Genomic DNA, 18,650 nt, shown 5'->3' with positions numbered 1-18,650 from the left:
CGGTATCGCCACGTTATACCAGTAATCAAACGTGGGCTGCTTCGCAGCGCGAAGTCAGCCCACGTTCATTGTGATTTTTTGTTGCGCGAGCGCGTGTTAGCTGGACGGCCAGCCGGCTTCGATGCTCGTGAGCACCTCGTCCGTCGGTGTTCCGTTGGTCCAGTTGACCATGCCCTTCCAGAACGTTCCTGCGCCTACAGCACCCGGCATGAGGTCGGATGCGTCAAAGCGGAAGGTCGTCTTCGGGTCCTGCAGGATGGTGATGGCCTGCTGCAGGATCGGGCTCTTGGCGTTCTTCGCGTCGAGACCCTTGTTGGCGCTGATCACACCACCGAGAGCGACGCGGCTGTTAGCCCAGTCAGCGCTCGAGAGGTAGGCCTGAACCTTCTGGGTGTCTGCATCGTCGGAGAATGCACCGACGATTTCTCCACCACCGGTGACGGCTGATGCGCCGGCTTCTTCACCGGGGGTGATGAATGCCCACACGTCAGCGTCGGGGCCGACTTCTCCGCCGGCATCCGTGATGAAGCCGTCGAAGAACGAAGCCTGGTGCGTCAGCGCGCAGGTTCCGTCGGAGATCGGCGTCGCAACGTCACCGAATGCGGTGCTGTTGATGGAAGCGACGTCACCGAAACCGGCGTTGACGTAGCTCGGGTTCAGCAGGATTTCGCCCACGGAGTCGAATGCGCCCTTGATGGCCGCATCGGTGAACGGAATCTCGTTCTTCACCCACTTGTCATAGGTTTCAGCGCCTGACTGACGGAGGACGAGGTCTTCGACCCAGTCCGTTCCCGGCCAACCTGTTGCATCGCCGGAGCCGAAGCCGGCACACCATGGCGCCTTGCCGGTCTTCTCCTGGATGGTCTTCGTGACGGCGAGCAGGTCGTCCCAGGTCTGGGGAACTTCTACACCCCACTCAGCGAAGTTCTTCGGGGAGTACCAGACGAAGCCCTTGACGCTGGCCATCAGCGGTGCGCCGTAGAAGGTGCCGTCGACAGTGCCGTAGGCCTTCCAGTCTTTCGACCAGCCCTCATCGACGTTGGCTTCGACATCAGCGGATGCCGGCTTCAGGTAGCCACGCGTCGCGAGGTCGGCCAGCAGGCCGGGCTGCGGGAAGATCGCGAGGTCAGGAGCGTTGCCGCCCTGGGCGCGAATCGCGATCTGCGCTTCGAATTCCTTCGACGATTCGTACTTGATGTCGATGTTGTTGTCTTTTTCCCACTGGGCCCATGACTGCTCAAGCAGGTCGGCCTCTGTGTCGGCAATCGTGCCGTAAACGGTGACTTCACCGTCTCCTGCCGCGCCAGATTCTTCAGTCGTGGCGCCAGGGCCATTTCCGCAACCGGTGAGCGCGAGTCCGATGACTGCTGCGACGGCGGTCGGGATGATGAGTCGACGGTGCAATTTCACGCTCATTCGGTTCCTCCTCGTTGAGTTAAAGAAAGCGCTCGTACGGCGACTGCCGGGGGCAGCGGCTACGTAGCAAGCGTTTACAGACCAAAGATACGGGCGGATAGAACCGGGAGCAACCAAAGCCCCGTGAAAGCGCTCTCTGATGCTAAATCGTTATGTCGTCGCACCCGCCACAGTGCGCCTTTAACGTCACCTCGGCGTAGCCGCCGCCCCACGCAGGGTCGTCATGGCGTCCACCGCTTGAGACCCCGGCTCTGCTCGGTAGACCACGAGTTCCTGGCCAGGGGCAGATCTCACGTCGAAGGCGTTGATGCTCAGCTGAAACTCGCCAGCAAGCGGATGCCGGAAGCGCTTCGTTCTCATTCTGCTGCCCCTGACGAGTTGGTCGTCCCACATCGACCGGAACTCCGGGCTGTCGGCCTGGAGCCGAGCACGAACGTCTGTGATTCGTGGGTCGTCAGGCTGGGCTGCGTCGAGGAGCCGGAAGCCCGCGACTGTATTGCGGGCGACATCAGCCCAGTCGATATAGAGGTCGCGCGATGCCGGATCGAGGAACAAGGACTCGATCAGGTTCCGCGTGCCGGGGAACCCCATGAACAGCGCCTCGCCGAGGCTATTCGTCGCGAGAACGTCGAAGGCATGCCCCAGCACGATGGCCGGGTGCTCTCCCCATTCGTTGAGTAAGCCGAGAAGGTCGGGATCCACCACCTCACTGGTGGCAGACAAGCGCCGAGGGGTGAGTCCTGCCAGCCGGTACAAGTGGGTGACAGCATGCTCGTCGAGTTTCAGCGCGCGTCCGAGTGCATCGGCGACGGCGGGCGACGGTGATGTCTCGCGGCCCTGTTCAAGCCTGACGTAGTAGTCGACGCTCACCCCGGCGAGTTGAGCTACCTCTTCGCGTCGGAGGCCAGGCACCCGGCGGCGATCACTCACTGGAAATCCGGCCTGACCTGGCTGGACACGGTTACGACTGGCCTGCAGGAAATTGCCGAGTGTCGACGTCACCGCGCGATCTTATCAAAGGTGGGTGCGGCGCTCCCGGGTGCAAGCCGACCTTCCTGGCGGCCGAGTGCAGAAGAAGAATCGAACTATGAAAACAGACAACGACGCCAGCACGACCACATGGCTCATTACGGGTGCCGGCCGCGGGCTCGGCCGGGCCTTTGCCACCGCCGCTTTGGAACGCGGCGACATTGTCGCCGCCACGGCACGGAACATCTCGAGCCTCGACGACCTGCGTGACACGTACGGCGACCGGGTGCTGCCATTCACACTGGACGTGACATCAAGGCAGGAGGTGCGATCCGTTGTCGCCGAGGCAGCCGAGCGGATGGGCTCGCTCGACGTTCTCGTCAACAATGCCGGCTACGGACACTTCGGTACCGTCGAGGAACTGTCAGAGGCCGACATCCGCTCGCAGTTTGAAACCAATACCCTCGGCGCTTTGTGGGTCGCGCAAGCTGCTGTCCCTGTGATGCGCGCGCAGCAGCACGGGCGCATCTTCCAGATCTCAAGCCTCGGTGGCATCGGCGCGTTCGCCAACCTTGGCGCGTACAACGCCTCCAAATGGGCTCTTGAGGCGCTGTCGGAATCCCTCGCACTCGAGGTGGCGCCATTCGGTATCGGCGTCACGATCGTCGAACCGGGCGGATACGCCACCGATTGGGCTGGAGCGTCGGCTCGCCATTCTTTCCCGCTCCCGGAGTACGACCCTGTTCGTGAAGCGGCCGCGGCGCGACGTGGCGGCCAAGCATCAGGATCGCCGCACGACGCCGCGACAGCGCTTCTACAGCTCGTCGACGGCGAAAGGGTGCCGCTCCGCGTCATTCTCGGCAGCCAGGCCGCGAGTGTTGCACAGGGCATATACGAACGCCGTCTCGCCGAATGGGCGGAATGGTCACACATCAGCGCCGTTGCACAGCCGTGACGCTGCAGGTCAGGCGCCGCCGGCCGCAACTGGGTCGAGAGAGTGGCCACGTCTAGTGGAGCGCGTCGAGCCGTTCGGCGACATCCTGCGGAAAGCCGCCGGTGGCGATCGGACCCCAGCGCGTCGGCGTGATCCTGATCAGAGACTTGCCCTGGATCACCATCGCGGCTCGGTACTCGTCCCAATCGGGGTGCTCTCCTGCGATGCAGCGAAAGTAGTCGACGAGCCCGTCGACTGACTCCGGCAGGTGCAACACCTCGGCCTCGCCGTCGACCTGCACCCAGGCTCCGTCCCAGTCGTCTGAGAACACGGTGACGGATGCCCGCGGGTCGCGCTCAAGGTTTCGCACCTTGGCGCGGGCTGGGTACGTCGAAATGACAATCCGTCCGGCGGCATCGACGCCGCCGGCGACAGGAGACATCTGAGGCCGGCCGTCTGCACGCATGGTGGCCAGCAGCATTCGGTGCCGCGGGCGCACGAAGTCGAGGAGGTTTTCGAAGTCGACGGTGGTATTGGTTGCGATGCTTCTAGCCATAGTTCGAGGCTAGGGCACCGTTTGATCGGATCAACGCTGCGAACCGGCCAGAAGTGCCGTCACGAAGTAGCGCTGGAAGGCGAAGAACACGATCAGCGGGATGATCATCGACAGGAACGCGCCAGAGGACAACACGTCGATATTCGCGCCGAACTGGCGAAGCTGGCTTTGAATCGCCACCGTCACCGGCTGTGAAGAGGCATTCGTGAAGATCAGCGCCACCAGCAGGTCGTTCCAGACCCAGAGGAACTGGAAGATGCCGAGGGAGGCGATGGCCGGCATCCCGAGGGGAACGATGAGCCTGGTGAAGATGCGCCACTCGCTCGCACCGTCGAGCTTGGCCGCCTCCATGAGTTCGCTGGGTATCTGGGTGAAGAAGTTGCGCAGCAGGAAGATCGCGAACGGCAGCCCGAACGACACGTGGAAGATCACAACGCCAACGACGGAACCGAACAGGCCGAGACTGCCGAACAGCCGTGCGATCGGGATGAGCGCAACCTGCACGGGCACCGCCAGCATCACGATGACAATGATCAGGAGCCAGTCGCGGCCGGGGAAGTCGATCCACGCGAACGCGTAGCCGGCCAGTGCGCCAATGATGATGACCAGAAGCGTGGCCGGCACCGTGATGATGATCGTGTTGACGAACGAGCTCATGAACTGGCTGTTGCCGAGCAGGTTGCCGTAGTTCTCAAGGGTGAGCTGGGCCGGTGCGGTGAAGATCGTCCACCATCCGCTTTGGCTGTTGTCCGTGCTGTTGCGGAGGGACGCCACGAACAGGCCGACGGTCGGCACCAGCCAGAAGATGGCGATGAGTGCAAGCACGACGTTGACGACGCCGCGACCGAGGAAGCTCACGATGCGCCCGGCCACCGTGCGCTTCGGCTTGACGATCGACAGGTTCGCGGCGCTGGTTGCGCTGGCCAGCGGCGCAGATCCTGGCAGGTCTGGCACATCCGTCGCGCGTGTCATCGCTCTTTGTCCATCCGGAATCGACGCACGTTGATGATCATGAACGGCAGCACGAGCACCAGCAACAGCACGGAGAGCGCGCTGCCGAGGCCCTGGTTATTGCCGCCGCCGAACGAGACCGTCCACATCTGCACGGCGATCACCGTGGCATCGGGCAGCGATGATGGCGGAGGTATCACGTAGACCAGGTCGAAAATCTTCAGCACGTTGATGATGAGGGTCACGAAAACGACGATGAGCACAGGGGACAGCAGCGGCGCCGTGATGCGCCTGAACACCTGCCATTCGTTCGCGCCGTCCATGCGGGCGGCCTCCTGCAGCGACCTGTCCATCGCTGAGAGACCGGATGCGATCATCACCATGGCAAAGCCGGCCCAGATCCAGACATAGCTGAGGATCACCACCGCCGTCACAAGGCCGGGCCCCAGCCACGACACTCCGCTGTATGGAGCGACGAAGTTGGACGCCGGCAACGACACCGTGTAGCTGCCTGAACTCAAGCCCGCGAGCGAGTACGTGCCGTCGATGGCGGTATGGGCCGTTGCGATAACCCCGCCCGACGGGCCGAGAGCCACCACTTCGACACCCGGCAGCCCCTTCTTGCCGTCGCCAACGGTGGCCGGTGTGCCACCGCCGCCCGGCACGAAGTCGAGCCAGACCGTACCGGTGATGGCATCCGGTGCCGACGCGGCCGCGACAGCGACGGCCGCACTCGACGGCACGGAGTCTGGCGGGATGCCGATGATGGGGAAGTCCTGCGTGCCGCCGGGCTCAACCACTGCGCCGCCGGACAGCCCGCCATCTGAGACGACCAGCCCTGCCTCCTCCCTCGGCCGGGCATTGGGGAAGGCGGAATTGCCGCCGAAGGCGTCGTGAATGGCGACGAGGGACGCGTTGACCACACCCAGTTGCGGGTTCTCCTGGAACGCGGTGCGGAAAATCACGCCGGCCGCGACCATGGAGATCGCCATCGGCATGAAGACGATCAGCTTGAAGGCCAGGCCCCACTTGATGCGGTCCATGAGAACCGCGAAGATCAGCCCGAGGATCGTGACGGTGACAGGCACGACGGCCACCCAGATCACGTTGTTCCTGATGGCGGTAAATGTCGCCGGATCGGTGAACATCGTGACGTAGTTGTCGAGCCCGACGAAGGCGCCCCCTGCAGCGTCAAAGAAGGATCGCCACACCGAATAAACCACCGGGTATGCGACGAGCACGATCAACAGGAACAGAGCAGGCCCGAGGAAGGCTGCAGCGATGAGAAAGCGGCGACGCCTCGCGGCGCGGGAACCCTTCGAATGTTCCCCGCTGTGCGGAGGGCCATCCTGTGGCACCGCCGCTGGCACTGCCGCTGGCACTGCCGCTGTCGCGCTCATCACGCGTCACCTCCCTCGAGACCGCCTGTGACTACTGCGTCCAGGCCGCCTGCGCGGCGTCCTCCAGTTGCTGTTGCGTTCCCGCGACATCCGTTGGGTTCTCCAGGAAGTTGATCAGGATCTGCCATTCGCCTGCGCCCTTGGTTCCACCGAAAGCACTCGGCGCGAGGTCGGACATGTCGAAGCGGAAGATCTTCGCATCAACCAGCGCCTCTGCGATCTTCTGGCTGATGTCATCCGGGTACGCGTTGACGTCCACCTCCTTGTTTGGAGAGGTGAATCCGCCTTCCTTCACCCAGATGGTGGCCGCCTCCGGCGTCGCCAGGTAGCTCATCAGCGCGGCGGCCCCCTTGTTGTCCTTCAGCTGCACAGCGGCGTTACCGCCACCGACAACCGAGGGCTCTGAACCGTTGATAGACGGGAAGTCATAGAACTGCGCCGTCTTGCCAACCTCTGCCTTGGTGTCACTCTGGATGTTCCCGATCACGAAGTCGCCCTCGTACACGGTTCCGGCGGCCGGCGGGTCACCGAACACGGCAATCACGGAGTCACCGAAGGTGCGTTGCGCAGCCCCTGGCTGCATGATCGTGGTGTTTCCCCACAGCGTCCCGAGCATGGTGAGTGCCTCGGTGACGGATGGATCTGTCCACGGGATTTCGTGGGTGGCGAGCTTGTCGTACATGTCAGCGCCGGCGGAGCGCAGGTACACGTTCTCGAACCAGTCGGTGAGGGGCCAGCCGGCATCCGCTCCCACAGAGAGTCCGTAGACACCAGAGTCTGAGACCAGCGTGAGCTGCTTGGTGAAGTCGTCCCAGGTGGCCGGTGCCGTTGCACCCGCCGTGTCGTAGACATCGGTGTTGTACCAGACAGTCGATTTGTTCGTGCCCTTGAACCAGACGCCGTAGAGCTTGCCGTCTGACGAGCCGAGGTCAACCCAGTCCTGGCTGTAGTTCGCCTTGACGGTGTCTGACGTTGCACTGTCCAGCGGGATCAGGCTGCCGGCCTTCGCCAGCGCGTCCAGTTGACCTGGCTGCGGGATGACGGCGACATCGGGCGGGTCACCGCCCTGAATCTTGGTGTTCAGCGTGGTGGCGACATCGGTGCCGTAGCTCGTGTAGTTGACGGTGGCACCGGTCTCCTCGGTGAATTGGGCGAGCACCTTCTCGAAGCTCGTCTGTTCGGCTCCCGACCAGTCTGCGGCCACATTCAGTGTGACGCCGTTCAAGTCGACCGCCGTAGCGCTCGTGGAGTTCGTGCTCGTACCGCTCGTGCATCCGGCGAGTACGAGGGCGGCTGACGCCGCGACGACCAGCGGGACGCTGAGGCGGCGAGTCCGTGTGGATCGCATTATTCCTCCTCGTTCAAAGCACGCGTTCAGGGTGAGAACGCGCACGGTCTGGAGGCCGGTTCACCGGGGTGAGCCGGTTTCCGTTTCCCAAATTAGGCGCGTTTTTCGCGTTCGACAACGGGGAGTGATGAGCCAGGCATCCGGTCGGTTTGGCGCGCGGTTAAACGCCAAAAGGGCGCCGTCCCCGTAATGGAGACGACGCCCTTTTCTGGTGCATGCCTGCGCTTATCGAATCAACGACAAGCGCCGATCACGCCTCAAGAAGCACCCCTTGCGGGGCGAGATTACTTGAGGGTAACGGTTGCGCCGGCTTCTTCGAGAGCAGCCTTTGCCTTCTCGGCAGCTTCCTTGCTTGCGCCTTCGAGGACAGCCTTGGGAGCGCCGTCGACGACTGCCTTTGCTTCGCCCAGGCCGAGGCTGGTGAGCTCACGCACGGTCTTGATGACCTGGATCTTCTTGTCGCCAGCTGCTTCGAGGATGACGTCGAAAGCGGTCTGCTCTTCGACCTCTTCAGCTGCGGCAGCGGGGCCAGCAGCGGCTGCAGCAGCAACCGGAGCAGCGGCGGTGACCTCGAAGGTCTCCTCGAATGCCTTGACGAACTCGCTGAGCTCGATGAGGGTCAGACCCTTGAACTGCTCAAGCAGCTCTTCCGTTGAAAGCTTTGCCATGATTTTCTCCTTAGTTTTCGTAAATTACTCACCGCGAGACGAGGCTGATGCCTAGTTCGCGGACTCCTGCTTCTCACGCAGCGCGTCGACCGTGCGAACGGCCTTCGACAGCGGTGCGTTGAACAGATATGCGGCTCCGAACAGCGAGGCCTTGAAGGCGCCGGCAAGCTTGCCGAGCAGAACTTCACGGGACTCGAGGTCGGCGAGCTTGCCTACCTCTGCGGCGGTGAGCGGGCTACCGTCGAAGTAACCGCCCTTAATCACCAGGAGAGGGTTTGCCTTGGCAAAGGCACGCAGAGCCTTCGCGACGTTGACTGGGTCACCGTGCACGAAAGCGATAGCGGACGGACCAGCAAGCTCATCGTCAAATGACGTGATGCCCGCGTTGTTCGCCGCGATCTTGGTGAGCGTGTTCTTTACCACGGCGTACGTGGCGTCCTCACTGATGGATGTGCGCAGCTGCTTGAGCTGGGCAACAGTGAGACCGCGGTACTCGGTGAGCAGAACGGCGGTCGAGCTCTGGAATTTCTCCGTAAGCTCGGCGACCGATGCTTCCTTGTTCGCCATGGCGCTCCTCTTGATCTTGATCTTGAATTTGCATTCAGTGCCGGTAGCCCTTGGCGCAGACATAAAAAAAGCTCCAGCGCAAGGCCGGAGCGGTGAGCAGTTCTACAAGAACTGCTCTCAATACTTCGAATCCTGCGCGGGCCGTTCATGTACATGAACCTTCGATTGCTTCACTCATTTCTGAGCACGGCAATAACCGGCGGTCTTTGGCTTTGTCATACGCTACCGGATGCCACGCCGTTTGTGCAAATCGACCCCGGTGGGGCGGTTTCACGTGGGCGGCGGGCCGGTTAGCGCGCGAAGGGCAGCAGGCAGGTCGGCGAGCCGACGGCCACCGTGTCAACAATCGTCGCGGGGACGCCGGTCTCGGCATCGAGCGCGAACGTCACGACGGTACTCGACGCCTGGTTCGCCACCAGGAGCAGGTTGCCAACGAGCAGGTGATGGCGAGGGATGTGTCCGCCACACGCCGTGTCGGTCAAGGACTGCAGCTGGGCGCCGTCGGCGTACACGGTCAGGGTGGAGACGATGTCAGAGCCGCGTACCGTGACGTAGACGTGGCGGCCGGCGTCGTCCAGTGAGATCTCGGCTGCGGTGTCTCCGTCCTGGGCGCCACGCACGCTCGCTGGGACGCGGTCGATGACACTGAACCCGGCAGCGGCATCCGGTGCGAGCACGACGACCTCAACGGAGTATTCGGTCACGACGTACACGTGTCCGCTCTGGTGCAGCACCAGGTGACGGGGGCCGCTGCCGTACCCCAGCGGAATATCGGCGACGGCAACGAGGCCGGTGCCCGGCGTGACGGTCCACGTTCGAACCAGGTCGAACCCGAGGTCGGTGGTGATGAGCGAGCCATCCGGCAGGATCAGGGTTGCATGCGCCCGTGAAACGCGTGGCTCTGCGCCTGGCTGCACTGGGTACGGGTCGGTTGCGGCCGGCGCGACACTGCGACTGGCGAGTGCGCCGTCGGCGGTGAGCTCGTAGTAGAGAACGTCACCGCTCCCCCAGCACGTGACGACAAGGTATGCCCCGGCCGGATCGACGGCAACGTGGCAGGCTGCTTCGCCAGCCGGCCATGCGTCGCCGACCGGTTCGAGCCGCGGCGTCGCAGCGTCTGGCTCGACCACTCGATAGGCCTGCACCGTCGCGGTGACCTCACCGACGCCATATAAGAGGGGAAGCGTTGGGTGCCTGGCGAGGAACGAGGGCGAGTCCGCCTGCACGGCAACGCCGGCCCACCGGGTGCGCCCTGCGTCATCGATGCTCAGTGAGCCGATGCCATCACCCGCACCGGCCGTGCCCGTGTACGAACCGACCCAGACACGTTCGCGACTCGCGTTCATCACTCCCCCGATTGTCTTAGGCTGCGGCGGCGGCCAGCTGAGGAATCAGCCGCTCAACGACGGATGCCGTGTCTTCCCAGCCGGTGACGGCGATGCATTCGACGCCGAGCGCCTTCACCGGGTAGTCATTGCCGTCGGGGTCGAGGCGGTCGCCCACGAACAGCATGTCGCCCAGTGGAACGCCGCTCAGCTCTGCGAGGCGGCGCATGCCGTAAGCCTTGTCGATGCCGCGACGGGTGATATCAACGGACGTTGAGCCGCCAGATCGCACCTCGAGGTCGGCCAGTTGTGCCTGCACCGCTTCGCGAAGGGCGTTCTTCTTGGAGCCAGTCGGGTCCCATGCCACCTTCGAGGCGACGGGAGCAGCCTGGCCGAGTGCGGAGAACGTGATCTGTGAACCGCGGTCTTCGAGGATCGGACCCCAGGTCTCGCTCTCCCAGTAGCCCAGCTCGCGCGCAGACGCCTCAACGGCGGCCAGGGCGCGGGATTTCTCGTCATCAGTGAGGTTCTGGGCGTAGATCTGGGCCCAGTCGCCCTGCGAGTGGCGGTAGTACTGGGTGCCACAGGTGGGCATCAGGTGCAGGCGACCGAGGGCCGCGCCATCGACATCCGTCAAGTTGTCAATGAGCTGCATCTGGAACTGGGCGATCTGACCGCCCGAAATCACGCACACCTCAGCCACATCGAGCAGGCGCACCAGCAGTGCGGCCATACGCGGGTCCAGAGCGGACTTCGACGGAGCGAGGGTATCGTCCAGGTCGAAAGCAACAAGGCGGGGAATCGTAGTCACGTGGGTTCTTCCTCTTACTAGTACACAACAGCCACCCACCATACGGGTCAATGCCGAGAAGCACCAGAAAAGTAGTTGACACCTATCCACTATCGGTTTATAGTTGATATCTATCAATTACTAGCAGGAGTCAGATGTCACGCGCCACGCGCACTACAGAAGCACCACAACGCAAGGGCAAGAAGCCCCCGAAGTCCACCGTTTCCGCCGATGGAACCATGAGCAACCGCCAGGTTCTGGAATCCCTCTCCGGGCTTCTCCTGGGCATGTTCGTGTCGATCCTCGCCGGTACGGTCGTATCCACCTCATTGCCGCTGATCATTTCCGATCTGAACGGAAACCAGTCCGCGTACACCTGGGTCGTTACAGCGACCCTGCTCGCCACGACGGTCTCAACGCCGCTGTGGGGAAAGTTCGCCGACCTCTTCAACCGCAAGCTGCTCATCCAGCTCGCGCTCGTCATCTTTGTTCTCGGCTCGGCGCTTGCCGGCTTCTCGCAGAGCACAGACACACTCATCGTGTTCCGCGTGATGCAGGGACTCGGCGGTGGTGGCCTCGCCGCACTCAGCCAGATCATCATGGCCGACATCATCAGCCCGCGTGACCGCGGAAAGTACGCCGGCTTGTTCGGTGCCGTCATGGCCATCGGTACCGTTGGTGGCCCGCTGCTCGGTGGTCTCGTCACCGATGCAATCGGATGGCGCTGGAACTTCTTCATCGCACTTCCGGTGGCCGTTCTCGCGATCATCATGCTGCAGCTCACCCTGCACCTGCCGAAGCACCCCAAGCGCAAGGTTCACATCGACTACCTCGGTGCTGTGCTGATCGCTGCCGGAATCTCGCTGCTGCTCATCTGGGTCACGCTGGCTGGGAGCCAGTTCGAGTGGGCATCCGTTCCGTCGTTCCTGATGGTTGCCGGTTCTGCGATCCTCCTGATCGCCGCCGTTATCGTCGAGTTCAAGACGCCTGAGCCGATCATTCCGCTCACCATGTTCAAGAACCGCACGTTCACGCTCTCGGTCATCGCCAGCATCTCGGTGGGCGTGTCCATGTTCGGCACCTCGGTCTTCCTGGCGCAGTACATGCAGCTGGCCCGTGGCGCAACGCCGACGCAGTCTGGCCTGCTCACCATCCCGATGATGGGTGGATTGCTCATCGCGTCGACCTTCTTCGGAAACCTGATCAGCCGACGCGGTAACTGGAAGGCCATCATGGTCTCCGGTGGCGTTCTCATCATCGCCGGTACTGCACTGCTCAGCACACTCGACGCCGAAACCAGCCTCGTGCTCGTCGGTATCTACATGGCAATCCTTGGCGCAGGCCTCGGCATGCTCATGCAGAACCTGGTTCTCGTTGTGCAGAACTCCATTGAGGTCAAGAACCTCGGTGTTGCAACCAGCGCTGTGACGTTCTTCCGCAGCCTCGGTGGCACCATCGGCGTCTCAGTGCTCGGCTCCGTACTCGGCACCGCTGTGGCCCAGCACATCAAGGACGGCATTGCGACGCTCAGCCCAGCCGACCAGCTCACTGCGGCACAGACGCTCGGCAGCGGAACGATCCCCCAGATCTCGCAGCTGCCTCACGCCATTGCCGCCGTCGTTGAGGGTGCATATGGCTCCGGCGTCGGAACAGTGTTCCTCTGGAGCGTTCCGCTGGCGATCGTCACGCTCATCGCGGTGATCTTCCTGCCGAACGCAAAGCTCGGCACCAAGAACGCCGTGCAGCTGAAGGCCGCCAAGACGGGCGGAATCCGCACGATGACCGCCGGCATCAAGACGAAGACGGGCGCCGTAGGCACCGTTGGCGCTGCAGGCGCAGTCACGACGGCGACCGGTTCGGTTGCGACGCTTGACCGCGAGCGAGAGATTCAGGACATGGAGGACATCCTCATTGACGTGAGCACGGCCGCCGTTGGCCTGACTCCCGTTGGGCTGGCACACCCGACCGGGTCGATCAACGTGATCGACGCGGACGAGTTGGCAGCGACTGAGTTGTCAGCGGATGCCTCGGCATCGACATCCGCTGACCAGCCAGCAGACGACACTCACCGCTAATGGCAACGGTCGAAGAGCTCAGCACGGCTGAGGCAGTCCTCATGGTCGAAGAGCAGATGAGCATTCTCGCCGGACAGATCCGGTTGAGCGTGCGCAATGCGGCCCTGGCTGTCGATCCCGCGCTGCAGCCCTTCGGCCTGAAGCTGCTTCGGCTCATCATGCGATGCGGCCCGAAGCATGCGAGCGCTGCCGCTGAGTCGCTCTGCGTTGACCGGAGCGTCATCAGCAGGCAGGCAAAGCAGCTGGAAGAGCTGGGACTCATCACGAACCATGTCGATCCGTCAGATGGTCGTGCTCGGTTTCTCGAGATCACTCCCCATGGAACCGAACGGCTCTCAGAGGCTTTGATTTCCAACCCGATTGCACTGCACGAGCGTATGGCCAGTTGGTCGGCAACGGATCTGCTCGCCTTTTGCGGGTACATCGCTCGGTTGAACGAGTCGCCGTCGGCCTTGCCCTCAGTTTCGGCCTTGCCCTCGCAAGACGCCGCGTTGGTGTGAGGTGTCGCCCGCATGTGGTGTCGCCAGCTGTGGTGTCGTACGTGCGGCGACATACAGGCGGCACCGCCGGATTTCAGTCGTTACCAATCTTCATTTCAGTAGTCTGTGACTATGAGCGATGCAGCATCCGATGCGACGGAGAGAGTAAGAGGTCGCTCGGTGAACGACGAGGATGAGATTCAGCGGGCTATCGCCGATCTCGAAGAGCAGATGGCAACCCTGGTCGGCCGCGTCAGGCTGAACGTGCGAGATGCAGCCCTCGCGATTGACCCGATGCTCCAGCCGTTCGGGCTGAAGATGCTGCGCATGCTGTCTAAGTGCGGCCCCATGCACGCCGGAGCCCTCGCTGATGCTCTCTTCGTCGACAAAAGCGTCGTCAGCCGTCAGGCAAAGGCGCTGGAAGAACTCGGGTTCATCGACATTCAACCCGATCCGCATGACGGACGAGCCCGCATTTTCACCCTCACCCCTGAGACCGCCGGACGCATCGCAGCGGCACGAGCGAGCGACAAGGCAAAGACCTCACAACGCCTGAGGCAGTGGTCGGCGGATGACCTGCACCAGTTTGCGGAGTACATCGGTCGGCTGAACGCCGACTAGCTGCGCTTCTGGCTTCTAGCTTCTGGCTTCTGGCTTCTGGCTTCTGGCTTCTGGCTTCTGGCTGCGTACTCTGCCTTTTGGCTGCGCCTTCCTCGTCGCACCAGCTCCTCCACAGGCGTGTGTTGTCGCGGTCTGTCCACAGATTGCCTCCTTCCCGAGAATAAACTTTCGGTACTTGGGAAGATTGTGGTATGCGAAATTCGATCACAATTCTTCCCCCGGAGGCCATCTCGGCAGCCAGGGCAGCGGCCTTGTCGGCGGTGACGACATGACTCTGCTCACCGAGGATCCGCCTCCGACCGAACCCGCCGAGCTGCCTCCCCTCGTGGCAATCGCCGAGGCTCGTGAAGCGTTCGCCACAGCCCTGGCCAGACTCTCGCACTCCCAGCTCACCGACGAGGACGCGATCGCGGCCAGCTGCGAGATCGAAGCCGTCGGCCGCCTCGCCGACGGGGCCCGCGTCAGCTCCGCCGCCGACATCGAACACCGCTCGGAGAAATGGCTCGGCAAGGACTCGCTCGCCCGGAAGCTCGGCTGCAGCGACGGCACCGGGCTCCTCACCCTGGTCACCCGCGCATCCCGGCAAGACGTGAGCCGACGGCTCAAGCTCAGCGCCCAACTGATGCCCCGCCACGACCTGACCATGGTGCTGCCGCCGCTGTTCCCGGCTGTCGCCGACGCACTCGCCGCCGGGGACCTCGGACTGGAGGCTGCCGAGGCCATCGTGACCGGGCTGAACAGCATCCGCGCCCGCGTCGACCCGGCTGACCTGCACGGCGCCGAAGCAGCCCTGGTCGCCGCCGCAACCGGCGCAGTCACCGCTGAGACCGCTGACCTACCGAATGCAGGGTTTGCGTTCGACACGGACTGCATCAAGGGACAGGTCCAGGTATGGATTGCCCGCCTCGACCCCGACGGCGCAGCCCCGTCGGATGACAACCACGAGGCCCGCAGCAGCTTCGGCTTCGGCCGGCTCAAGAACGGCCTCTACCCACTCCGCGGCGGCGTCACCCCGGATCTTCGCGGTGTGATGGACGGCATCTTCAACACCTATCTCTCCGCCCATACCGAGACCCCCGGCAACGCCGGACCCGCCTACGACGCGAGGCACGGAATCTCTGGCGCGGGCACGGGCACTGGCCCTGGAACGGGCGCGGCCGAACCTGTACCCGGCGCGACCGCAGTCCACGCCTCCGGCCCGACGTTCCCGTCCGCCGCCGAACAAGCCGCGGAAGCTGCCGTCGACGCGGAACGGCAGGCCCGGATCGCTGCCGGCGAGGTCATCCCCGGTGCTGAACTTGGGTTTGACGACCGGTCAGGGGCCGAGAAACGCGCCGATATCCTCCGCGCCGTCTTCGACCACACCGCCCGCGACCCGCGCACCCCGACGATGGGCGGTGCGGCCCCGACGGTAATGGTGCACGTGAACGCAGCCGACCTCGCAGCAGATATCCGCGACGATAGCGGCAGCGGCAGCGGTGCGGACAACGCCCGCAACGGTGATGGCCGCAGCGTCGGTGTCGGCTGGATTGACGGCATCGACGCCCCGATCTCAATGCGCACCGTGAAACAGCTGATCTGCGCGGGAGGCTCCCAAACCATCGTCCTCGGAGCCCGCAACGACGTCCTCCACCTCGGCACCACGGAACGTTTCTTCACCCGGGCACAACGCAGGGCCATGGCCGCCCGTGACGGAGGTTGCGCGATCCCGGGATGCACCGTCCCACCGGCCTGGACCGAAGCCCACCACGTCATCCCCTGGTACCTCGGCGGCAAAACAGACATCGACAACGGAGTACTGCTCTGCTGGTACCACCATCACAGCATCGACACCTCGGGCTGGCAGATCCGCATGGTTAACGGGTCCCCAGAGATCAAGGCCCCAGCCTGGCTCGACCCGGATAGACGATGGCACCCCGGCGGACAACACCGCGCAACAACTCCCAGCACTCGCACTCGCACACGCACTCGCAACGCCGCGTAGCCGACCCGCGCTCACTCACGCCGGCGTTGCTACTCGAGCGGTAACTCCACCCGGAACTGCGTGTTCCCCGGCTCGCTGGTCACGGTGACACGTCCGCGGTGCGCTGCAACGACGGCCTGCACGATGGCCAGACCCAGGCCGCTGCTGCCGGTTCCCACACCGCGATACCGCGACGTGTCACCCCTGGCGAAACGTTCGAACAGGCGCGACTGGAGGTCCTCCGGAATGCCGGGCCCGTCATCCGTCACCGTGATGACCGCCTGGCTGTCCTCGGCATGCAGTGCGACGGTGACCGTGGTCCCTGCCGGGGTGTGCACCCGAGCATTCGCCAGCAGATTCGTGAACACCTGATGCAAACGCGCCGAATCGCCGACGGCCTGAATCGGTTCCTCTGGCAGGTCAAGATCCCAGGTGTGATCGGCGCCAGCTGCATGAGCGTCGCTGACGGCATCGATGAGCAGAAGGGTGAGGTCAACCGGCTCCCGCTCAAGTTCACGGCCCTCATCGAGGCGTGCGAGCAGCAGCAGGTCTTCGACCAACCCCGTCATGCGCACCGACTCCGACTCAATGCGGTCGAGAGCGTGCACGGCATCCGGTGGCAGGTCCTGCCCTGAGCGGCGGGTCAGCTCTGAGTACCCACGGATCGAGGCGAGCGGCGTGCGCAACTCGTGACTGGCATCCGCTACGAATTGGCGAACCTTGCGCTCGCTCGCGTGCCGAGTTTCGAGCGCGATGTCCACATGATCGAGCATCCGATTGAGCGCAGCACCCACGCTGCCGACCTCGGTACGTGGGTCGGCATCCTCGGCAGAGACACGCTCGACAAGTTCAACCTCGCCGCGGTCCAGCGGCAGTTCAGCCACCCTCGTTGCCGTTTCAGTCACCCGTGCGAGCGGACGCAGCGCAAGACGAACGATCCAGGCAGCGAGCACCGCAACGACCAGCAGGCCCACCAGCGATACGAGGGTGATGATGGTTGCCAGCTCGGCGACAGTGCCGTTGACGCTCGCCAGCGGCAATCCGATGATGTACGCGGTACCAAACGGCGTCACGCCGACTTCGATCCGGTAGTCGCCGAGGTCTCCCCCGAAGTTGACGCTGACGGGATGCGCCTGTCTGGCGTGGTCGATGAGTAGGTTGATCTGCGCCGCGGTGAGATCGGTAATCGCCCCCGTCTCGTCGGTGTACGCAGCCGTGATCGTCGCCCCGTCGAAGACGAGCGCGAGAGTTCCGAGCTGTTGAGACCGCCCGTTGAGGATGTCGTCGGCAGATGGCGCGGTAAATATCTCATTCTGGCTGCCAGGAACTGGCCCATCGAGCACGGCGCGAGACCGTTCAACGGCCGAATCAAGCTGGGAATCGAGCCCATCCAGCAGCGACGCTCGCAGGATTGTCACGCTCACCGCTCCGATCGACAGGCTGACCAATGCGAGCAGAGCAACAACGGCGACGACGAGGCGGCGGCGCAGGGTCCACGGGGCACGCCGACGCGGGGTTGTGGGCGTGGGGGCGGAGATGGTTGCGGGCGTCGCTTCAGTTGCGGCAGGGGTGGCGTCGGTCACAGGGGTGTCCGACTCACCCGCCTCGCCCGATGCCGGCTCATTCCGCTCGTCCTTGTCGATCACACCACTGCTTTCAGCATGTAACCCGCGCCCCGCACGGTGTGAATCATGGGCTCCCGACCTGCATCAATCTTCTTACGCAGGTAAGAGATGTAAATCTCAACAACGGATGACTTGCCACCGAAGTCGTAGCTCCAGACCCGATCGAGAATCTGGGCCTTGCTCAGCACCCGTCGCGGATTGCGCATGAGGAATCGCAATAGCTCGAACTCCGTCGCCGTGAGCTCAATGGGTTCACCGGCGCGGCTCACCTCGTAGCTGTCCTCGTCGAGGGTGAGGTCACCGACGGTGATGATCGGGTCTGACGAGTCGGCCACCGCGAGCGTCGACCGGCGGATGAGTCCGCGCAGACGTGCCACGACTTCCTCCAGGCTGAACGGCTTCGTGACGTAGTCGTCGCCGCCAGCGGTCAGCCCCGCAATGCGGTCTTCGAGCGAATCCTTGGCGGTCAGGAAGAGCACCGGCGTCTCCTGGCCGTCTTCCCGCACGCGCTGCAGAACCTCAAGGCCGTCGATGTCGGGAAGCATGATGTCGAGAACGATCGCATCCGGTCGAAACTCGCGGGCTGCCTTCACCGCGTGCTGGCCATCGGCCGCCGTCCGGATCTCCCATCCCTCGTAGCGCAGCGCCATGGAGAGCAGGTCACGTAGCGTCACTTCATCGTCGACGACGAGCACGCGCACGGCACTGCCGTCAGCCTTGGTCAGCTTGGGGGCGTGTCCTGGGCGTGATGCTGCTCGACTTGTCATGTCTCCAGTATCTGGATGTTCCTATGAAAAGCCTATAAGTAGGCCCTGCGCCTCCTGTGGGCCATCGATGGTGGGCGACACCCGAGCTGAACCCCTTAGCCAACTCATAGGAATTCAATAGTGTCCCGATAAATCGCGCCCCTACCTTTGCTCGTGGCGGCCGTCATCCGGTCATAGCCAGCACTACTCACAGTTG

The 18,650-nt window shown here is 63.6% G+C and carries 17 protein-coding genes; 5 read left to right on the top strand and 12 right to left on the bottom strand.

The features are described from left to right. Positions 1-96: 96 nt before the first annotated feature. Both AC25Z0_RS10895 and AC25Z0_RS10890 read right to left on the bottom strand, forming a co-directional pair. On the bottom strand, positions 97-1,416 hold the full coding sequence (locus AC25Z0_RS10895; RefSeq protein WP_488133241.1) for an ABC transporter substrate-binding protein: 1,320 nt from the start codon (positions 1,414-1,416) through the stop codon (positions 97-99). A 186-nt stretch (positions 1,417-1,602) separates the two neighbouring features. Next, positions 1,603-2,418: a helix-turn-helix transcriptional regulator gene (locus AC25Z0_RS10890; RefSeq protein WP_488133240.1), complete on the bottom strand. Its 816-nt coding sequence runs from the start codon at positions 2,416-2,418 to the stop codon at positions 1,603-1,605. Between the two features lie 85 nt (positions 2,419-2,503). Between AC25Z0_RS10890 and AC25Z0_RS10885 the strand changes: the two genes are divergently transcribed. After that, positions 2,504-3,340, top strand: coding sequence for an SDR family NAD(P)-dependent oxidoreductase (locus AC25Z0_RS10885; RefSeq protein WP_488133239.1), 837 nt, complete (start codon positions 2,504-2,506; stop codon positions 3,338-3,340). 52 nt (positions 3,341-3,392) lie between these two features. On the opposite strand, the gene AC25Z0_RS10880 is transcribed toward AC25Z0_RS10885, so the two are convergent. The 8 genes from AC25Z0_RS10880 to AC25Z0_RS10845 form a co-directional block, all read right to left on the bottom strand. After that, a complete protein-coding gene (locus AC25Z0_RS10880; RefSeq protein ID WP_488133238.1) occupies positions 3,393-3,875 on the bottom strand; it encodes a PPOX class F420-dependent oxidoreductase in 483 nt (160 codons plus the stop codon). A gap of 30 nt (positions 3,876-3,905) precedes the next feature. Further along, positions 3,906-4,847: a carbohydrate ABC transporter permease gene (locus tag AC25Z0_RS10875; protein WP_488133237.1), complete on the bottom strand. Its 942-nt coding sequence runs from the start codon at positions 4,845-4,847 to the stop codon at positions 3,906-3,908. After that, entirely contained in the window at positions 4,844-6,226 is a 1,383-nt protein-coding gene (locus AC25Z0_RS10870; protein WP_488133236.1) for an ABC transporter permease, read from the bottom strand. Before AC25Z0_RS10870 ends, AC25Z0_RS10875 begins: the two co-directional genes overlap by 4 nt. A 31-nt stretch (positions 6,227-6,257) precedes the next feature. Continuing rightward, positions 6,258-7,574 (bottom strand): ABC transporter substrate-binding protein, encoded by a 1,317-nt coding sequence (locus tag AC25Z0_RS10865; RefSeq protein ID WP_488133235.1) that lies wholly within the window; start codon positions 7,572-7,574, stop codon positions 6,258-6,260. Between the two features lie 284 nt (positions 7,575-7,858). Further along, complete coding sequence (rplL, locus tag AC25Z0_RS10860) at positions 7,859-8,242, bottom strand: 50S ribosomal protein L7/L12 (protein WP_488119668.1); 384 nt, start codon at positions 8,240-8,242, stop codon at positions 7,859-7,861. Between the two features lie 51 nt (positions 8,243-8,293). Further along, the gene (gene rplJ, locus AC25Z0_RS10855) at positions 8,294-8,809 is read right to left on the bottom strand and encodes a 50S ribosomal protein L10 (protein ID WP_488119667.1); all 516 of its coding nucleotides are present in this window, start codon (positions 8,807-8,809) and stop codon (positions 8,294-8,296) included. Between the two features lie 290 nt (positions 8,810-9,099). Continuing rightward, positions 9,100-10,155, bottom strand: a complete 1,056-nt coding sequence (locus tag AC25Z0_RS10850; RefSeq protein ID WP_488133234.1) for a lactonase family protein — start codon at positions 10,153-10,155, stop codon at positions 9,100-9,102. A 16-nt stretch (positions 10,156-10,171) separates the two neighbouring features. Continuing rightward, a complete protein-coding gene (locus AC25Z0_RS10845; RefSeq protein WP_488119665.1) occupies positions 10,172-10,945 on the bottom strand; it encodes an HAD-IIB family hydrolase in 774 nt (257 codons plus the stop codon). 218 nt (positions 10,946-11,163) lie between these two features. Between AC25Z0_RS10845 and AC25Z0_RS10840 the strand changes: the two genes are divergently transcribed. The 4 genes from AC25Z0_RS10840 (at position 11,164) to AC25Z0_RS10825 (ending at position 16,083) form a co-directional block, all read left to right on the top strand. After that, a complete protein-coding gene (locus tag AC25Z0_RS10840; RefSeq protein WP_488120440.1) occupies positions 11,164-12,999 on the top strand; it encodes an MDR family MFS transporter in 1,836 nt (611 codons plus the stop codon). Beyond that, positions 12,999-13,499, top strand: coding sequence for a MarR family winged helix-turn-helix transcriptional regulator (locus tag AC25Z0_RS10835; protein ID WP_488119664.1), 501 nt, complete (start codon positions 12,999-13,001; stop codon positions 13,497-13,499). Before AC25Z0_RS10840 ends, AC25Z0_RS10835 begins: the two co-directional genes overlap by 1 nt. A gap of 111 nt (positions 13,500-13,610) precedes the next feature. Next, complete coding sequence (locus AC25Z0_RS10830; protein WP_488119663.1) at positions 13,611-14,099, top strand: MarR family winged helix-turn-helix transcriptional regulator; 489 nt, start codon at positions 13,611-13,613, stop codon at positions 14,097-14,099. Positions 14,100-14,367: 268 nt separating this feature from the next. Beyond that, entirely contained in the window at positions 14,368-16,083 is a 1,716-nt protein-coding gene (locus AC25Z0_RS10825) for an HNH endonuclease signature motif containing protein (protein WP_488119662.1), read from the top strand. A gap of 29 nt (positions 16,084-16,112) precedes the next feature. Here AC25Z0_RS10825 and AC25Z0_RS10820 read toward each other — a convergent pair whose 3' ends face one another. Together AC25Z0_RS10820 and AC25Z0_RS10815 are read right to left on the bottom strand one after the other, a co-directional pair. Then, positions 16,113-17,708 carry a sensor histidine kinase gene (locus AC25Z0_RS10820; protein ID WP_488133233.1) on the bottom strand — a complete coding sequence of 532 codons (1,596 nt, stop codon included), beginning with the start codon at positions 17,706-17,708 and terminating at the stop codon, positions 16,113-16,115. Continuing rightward, positions 17,705-18,454 (bottom strand): response regulator transcription factor, encoded by a 750-nt coding sequence (locus AC25Z0_RS10815; protein WP_488133232.1) that lies wholly within the window; start codon positions 18,452-18,454, stop codon positions 17,705-17,707. The genes AC25Z0_RS10820 and AC25Z0_RS10815 overlap by 4 nt, the downstream gene beginning before the upstream one ends. Positions 18,455-18,650: the final 196 nt, after the last annotated feature.

The organism is Leifsonia sp. Y862 (assembly GCF_057669585.1).
This window is presented reverse-complemented; position numbering and strand designations above follow the sequence as displayed.

Bases quoted from the DNA above. Each gene is read 5' to 3' on its own strand.
- AC25Z0_RS10895 (WP_488133241.1), bottom strand. From the start codon at position 1,416: ATGAGCGTGAAATTGCACCGTCGACTCATCATCCCGACCGCCGTCGCA.
- AC25Z0_RS10885 (WP_488133239.1), top strand. From the start codon at position 2,504: ATGAAAACAGACAACGACGCCAGCACGACCACATGGCTCATTACGGGT.
- AC25Z0_RS10880 (WP_488133238.1), bottom strand. From the start codon at position 3,875: ATGGCTAGAAGCATCGCAACCAATACCACCGTCGACTTCGAAAACCTC.
- AC25Z0_RS10875 (WP_488133237.1), bottom strand. From the start codon at position 4,847: ATGACACGCGCGACGGATGTGCCAGACCTGCCAGGATCTGCGCCGCTG.
- AC25Z0_RS10870 (WP_488133236.1), bottom strand. From the start codon at position 6,226: ATGAGCGCGACAGCGGCAGTGCCAGCGGCAGTGCCAGCGGCGGTGCCA.
- AC25Z0_RS10865 (WP_488133235.1), bottom strand. From the start codon at position 7,574: ATGCGATCCACACGGACTCGCCGCCTCAGCGTCCCGCTGGTCGTCGCG.
- rplL (WP_488119668.1), bottom strand. From the start codon at position 8,242: ATGGCAAAGCTTTCAACGGAAGAGCTGCTTGAGCAGTTCAAGGGTCTG.
- rplJ (WP_488119667.1), bottom strand. From the start codon at position 8,809: ATGGCGAACAAGGAAGCATCGGTCGCCGAGCTTACGGAGAAATTCCAG.
- AC25Z0_RS10850 (WP_488133234.1), bottom strand. From the start codon at position 10,155: ATGAACGCGAGTCGCGAACGTGTCTGGGTCGGTTCGTACACGGGCACG.
- AC25Z0_RS10840 (WP_488120440.1), top strand. From the start codon at position 11,164: ATGAGCAACCGCCAGGTTCTGGAATCCCTCTCCGGGCTTCTCCTGGGC.
- AC25Z0_RS10835 (WP_488119664.1), top strand. From the start codon at position 12,999: ATGGCAACGGTCGAAGAGCTCAGCACGGCTGAGGCAGTCCTCATGGTC.
- AC25Z0_RS10830 (WP_488119663.1), top strand. From the start codon at position 13,611: ATGAGCGATGCAGCATCCGATGCGACGGAGAGAGTAAGAGGTCGCTCG.
- AC25Z0_RS10825 (WP_488119662.1), top strand. From the start codon at position 14,368: ATGACTCTGCTCACCGAGGATCCGCCTCCGACCGAACCCGCCGAGCTG.
- AC25Z0_RS10815 (WP_488133232.1), bottom strand. From the start codon at position 18,454: ATGACAAGTCGAGCAGCATCACGCCCAGGACACGCCCCCAAGCTGACC.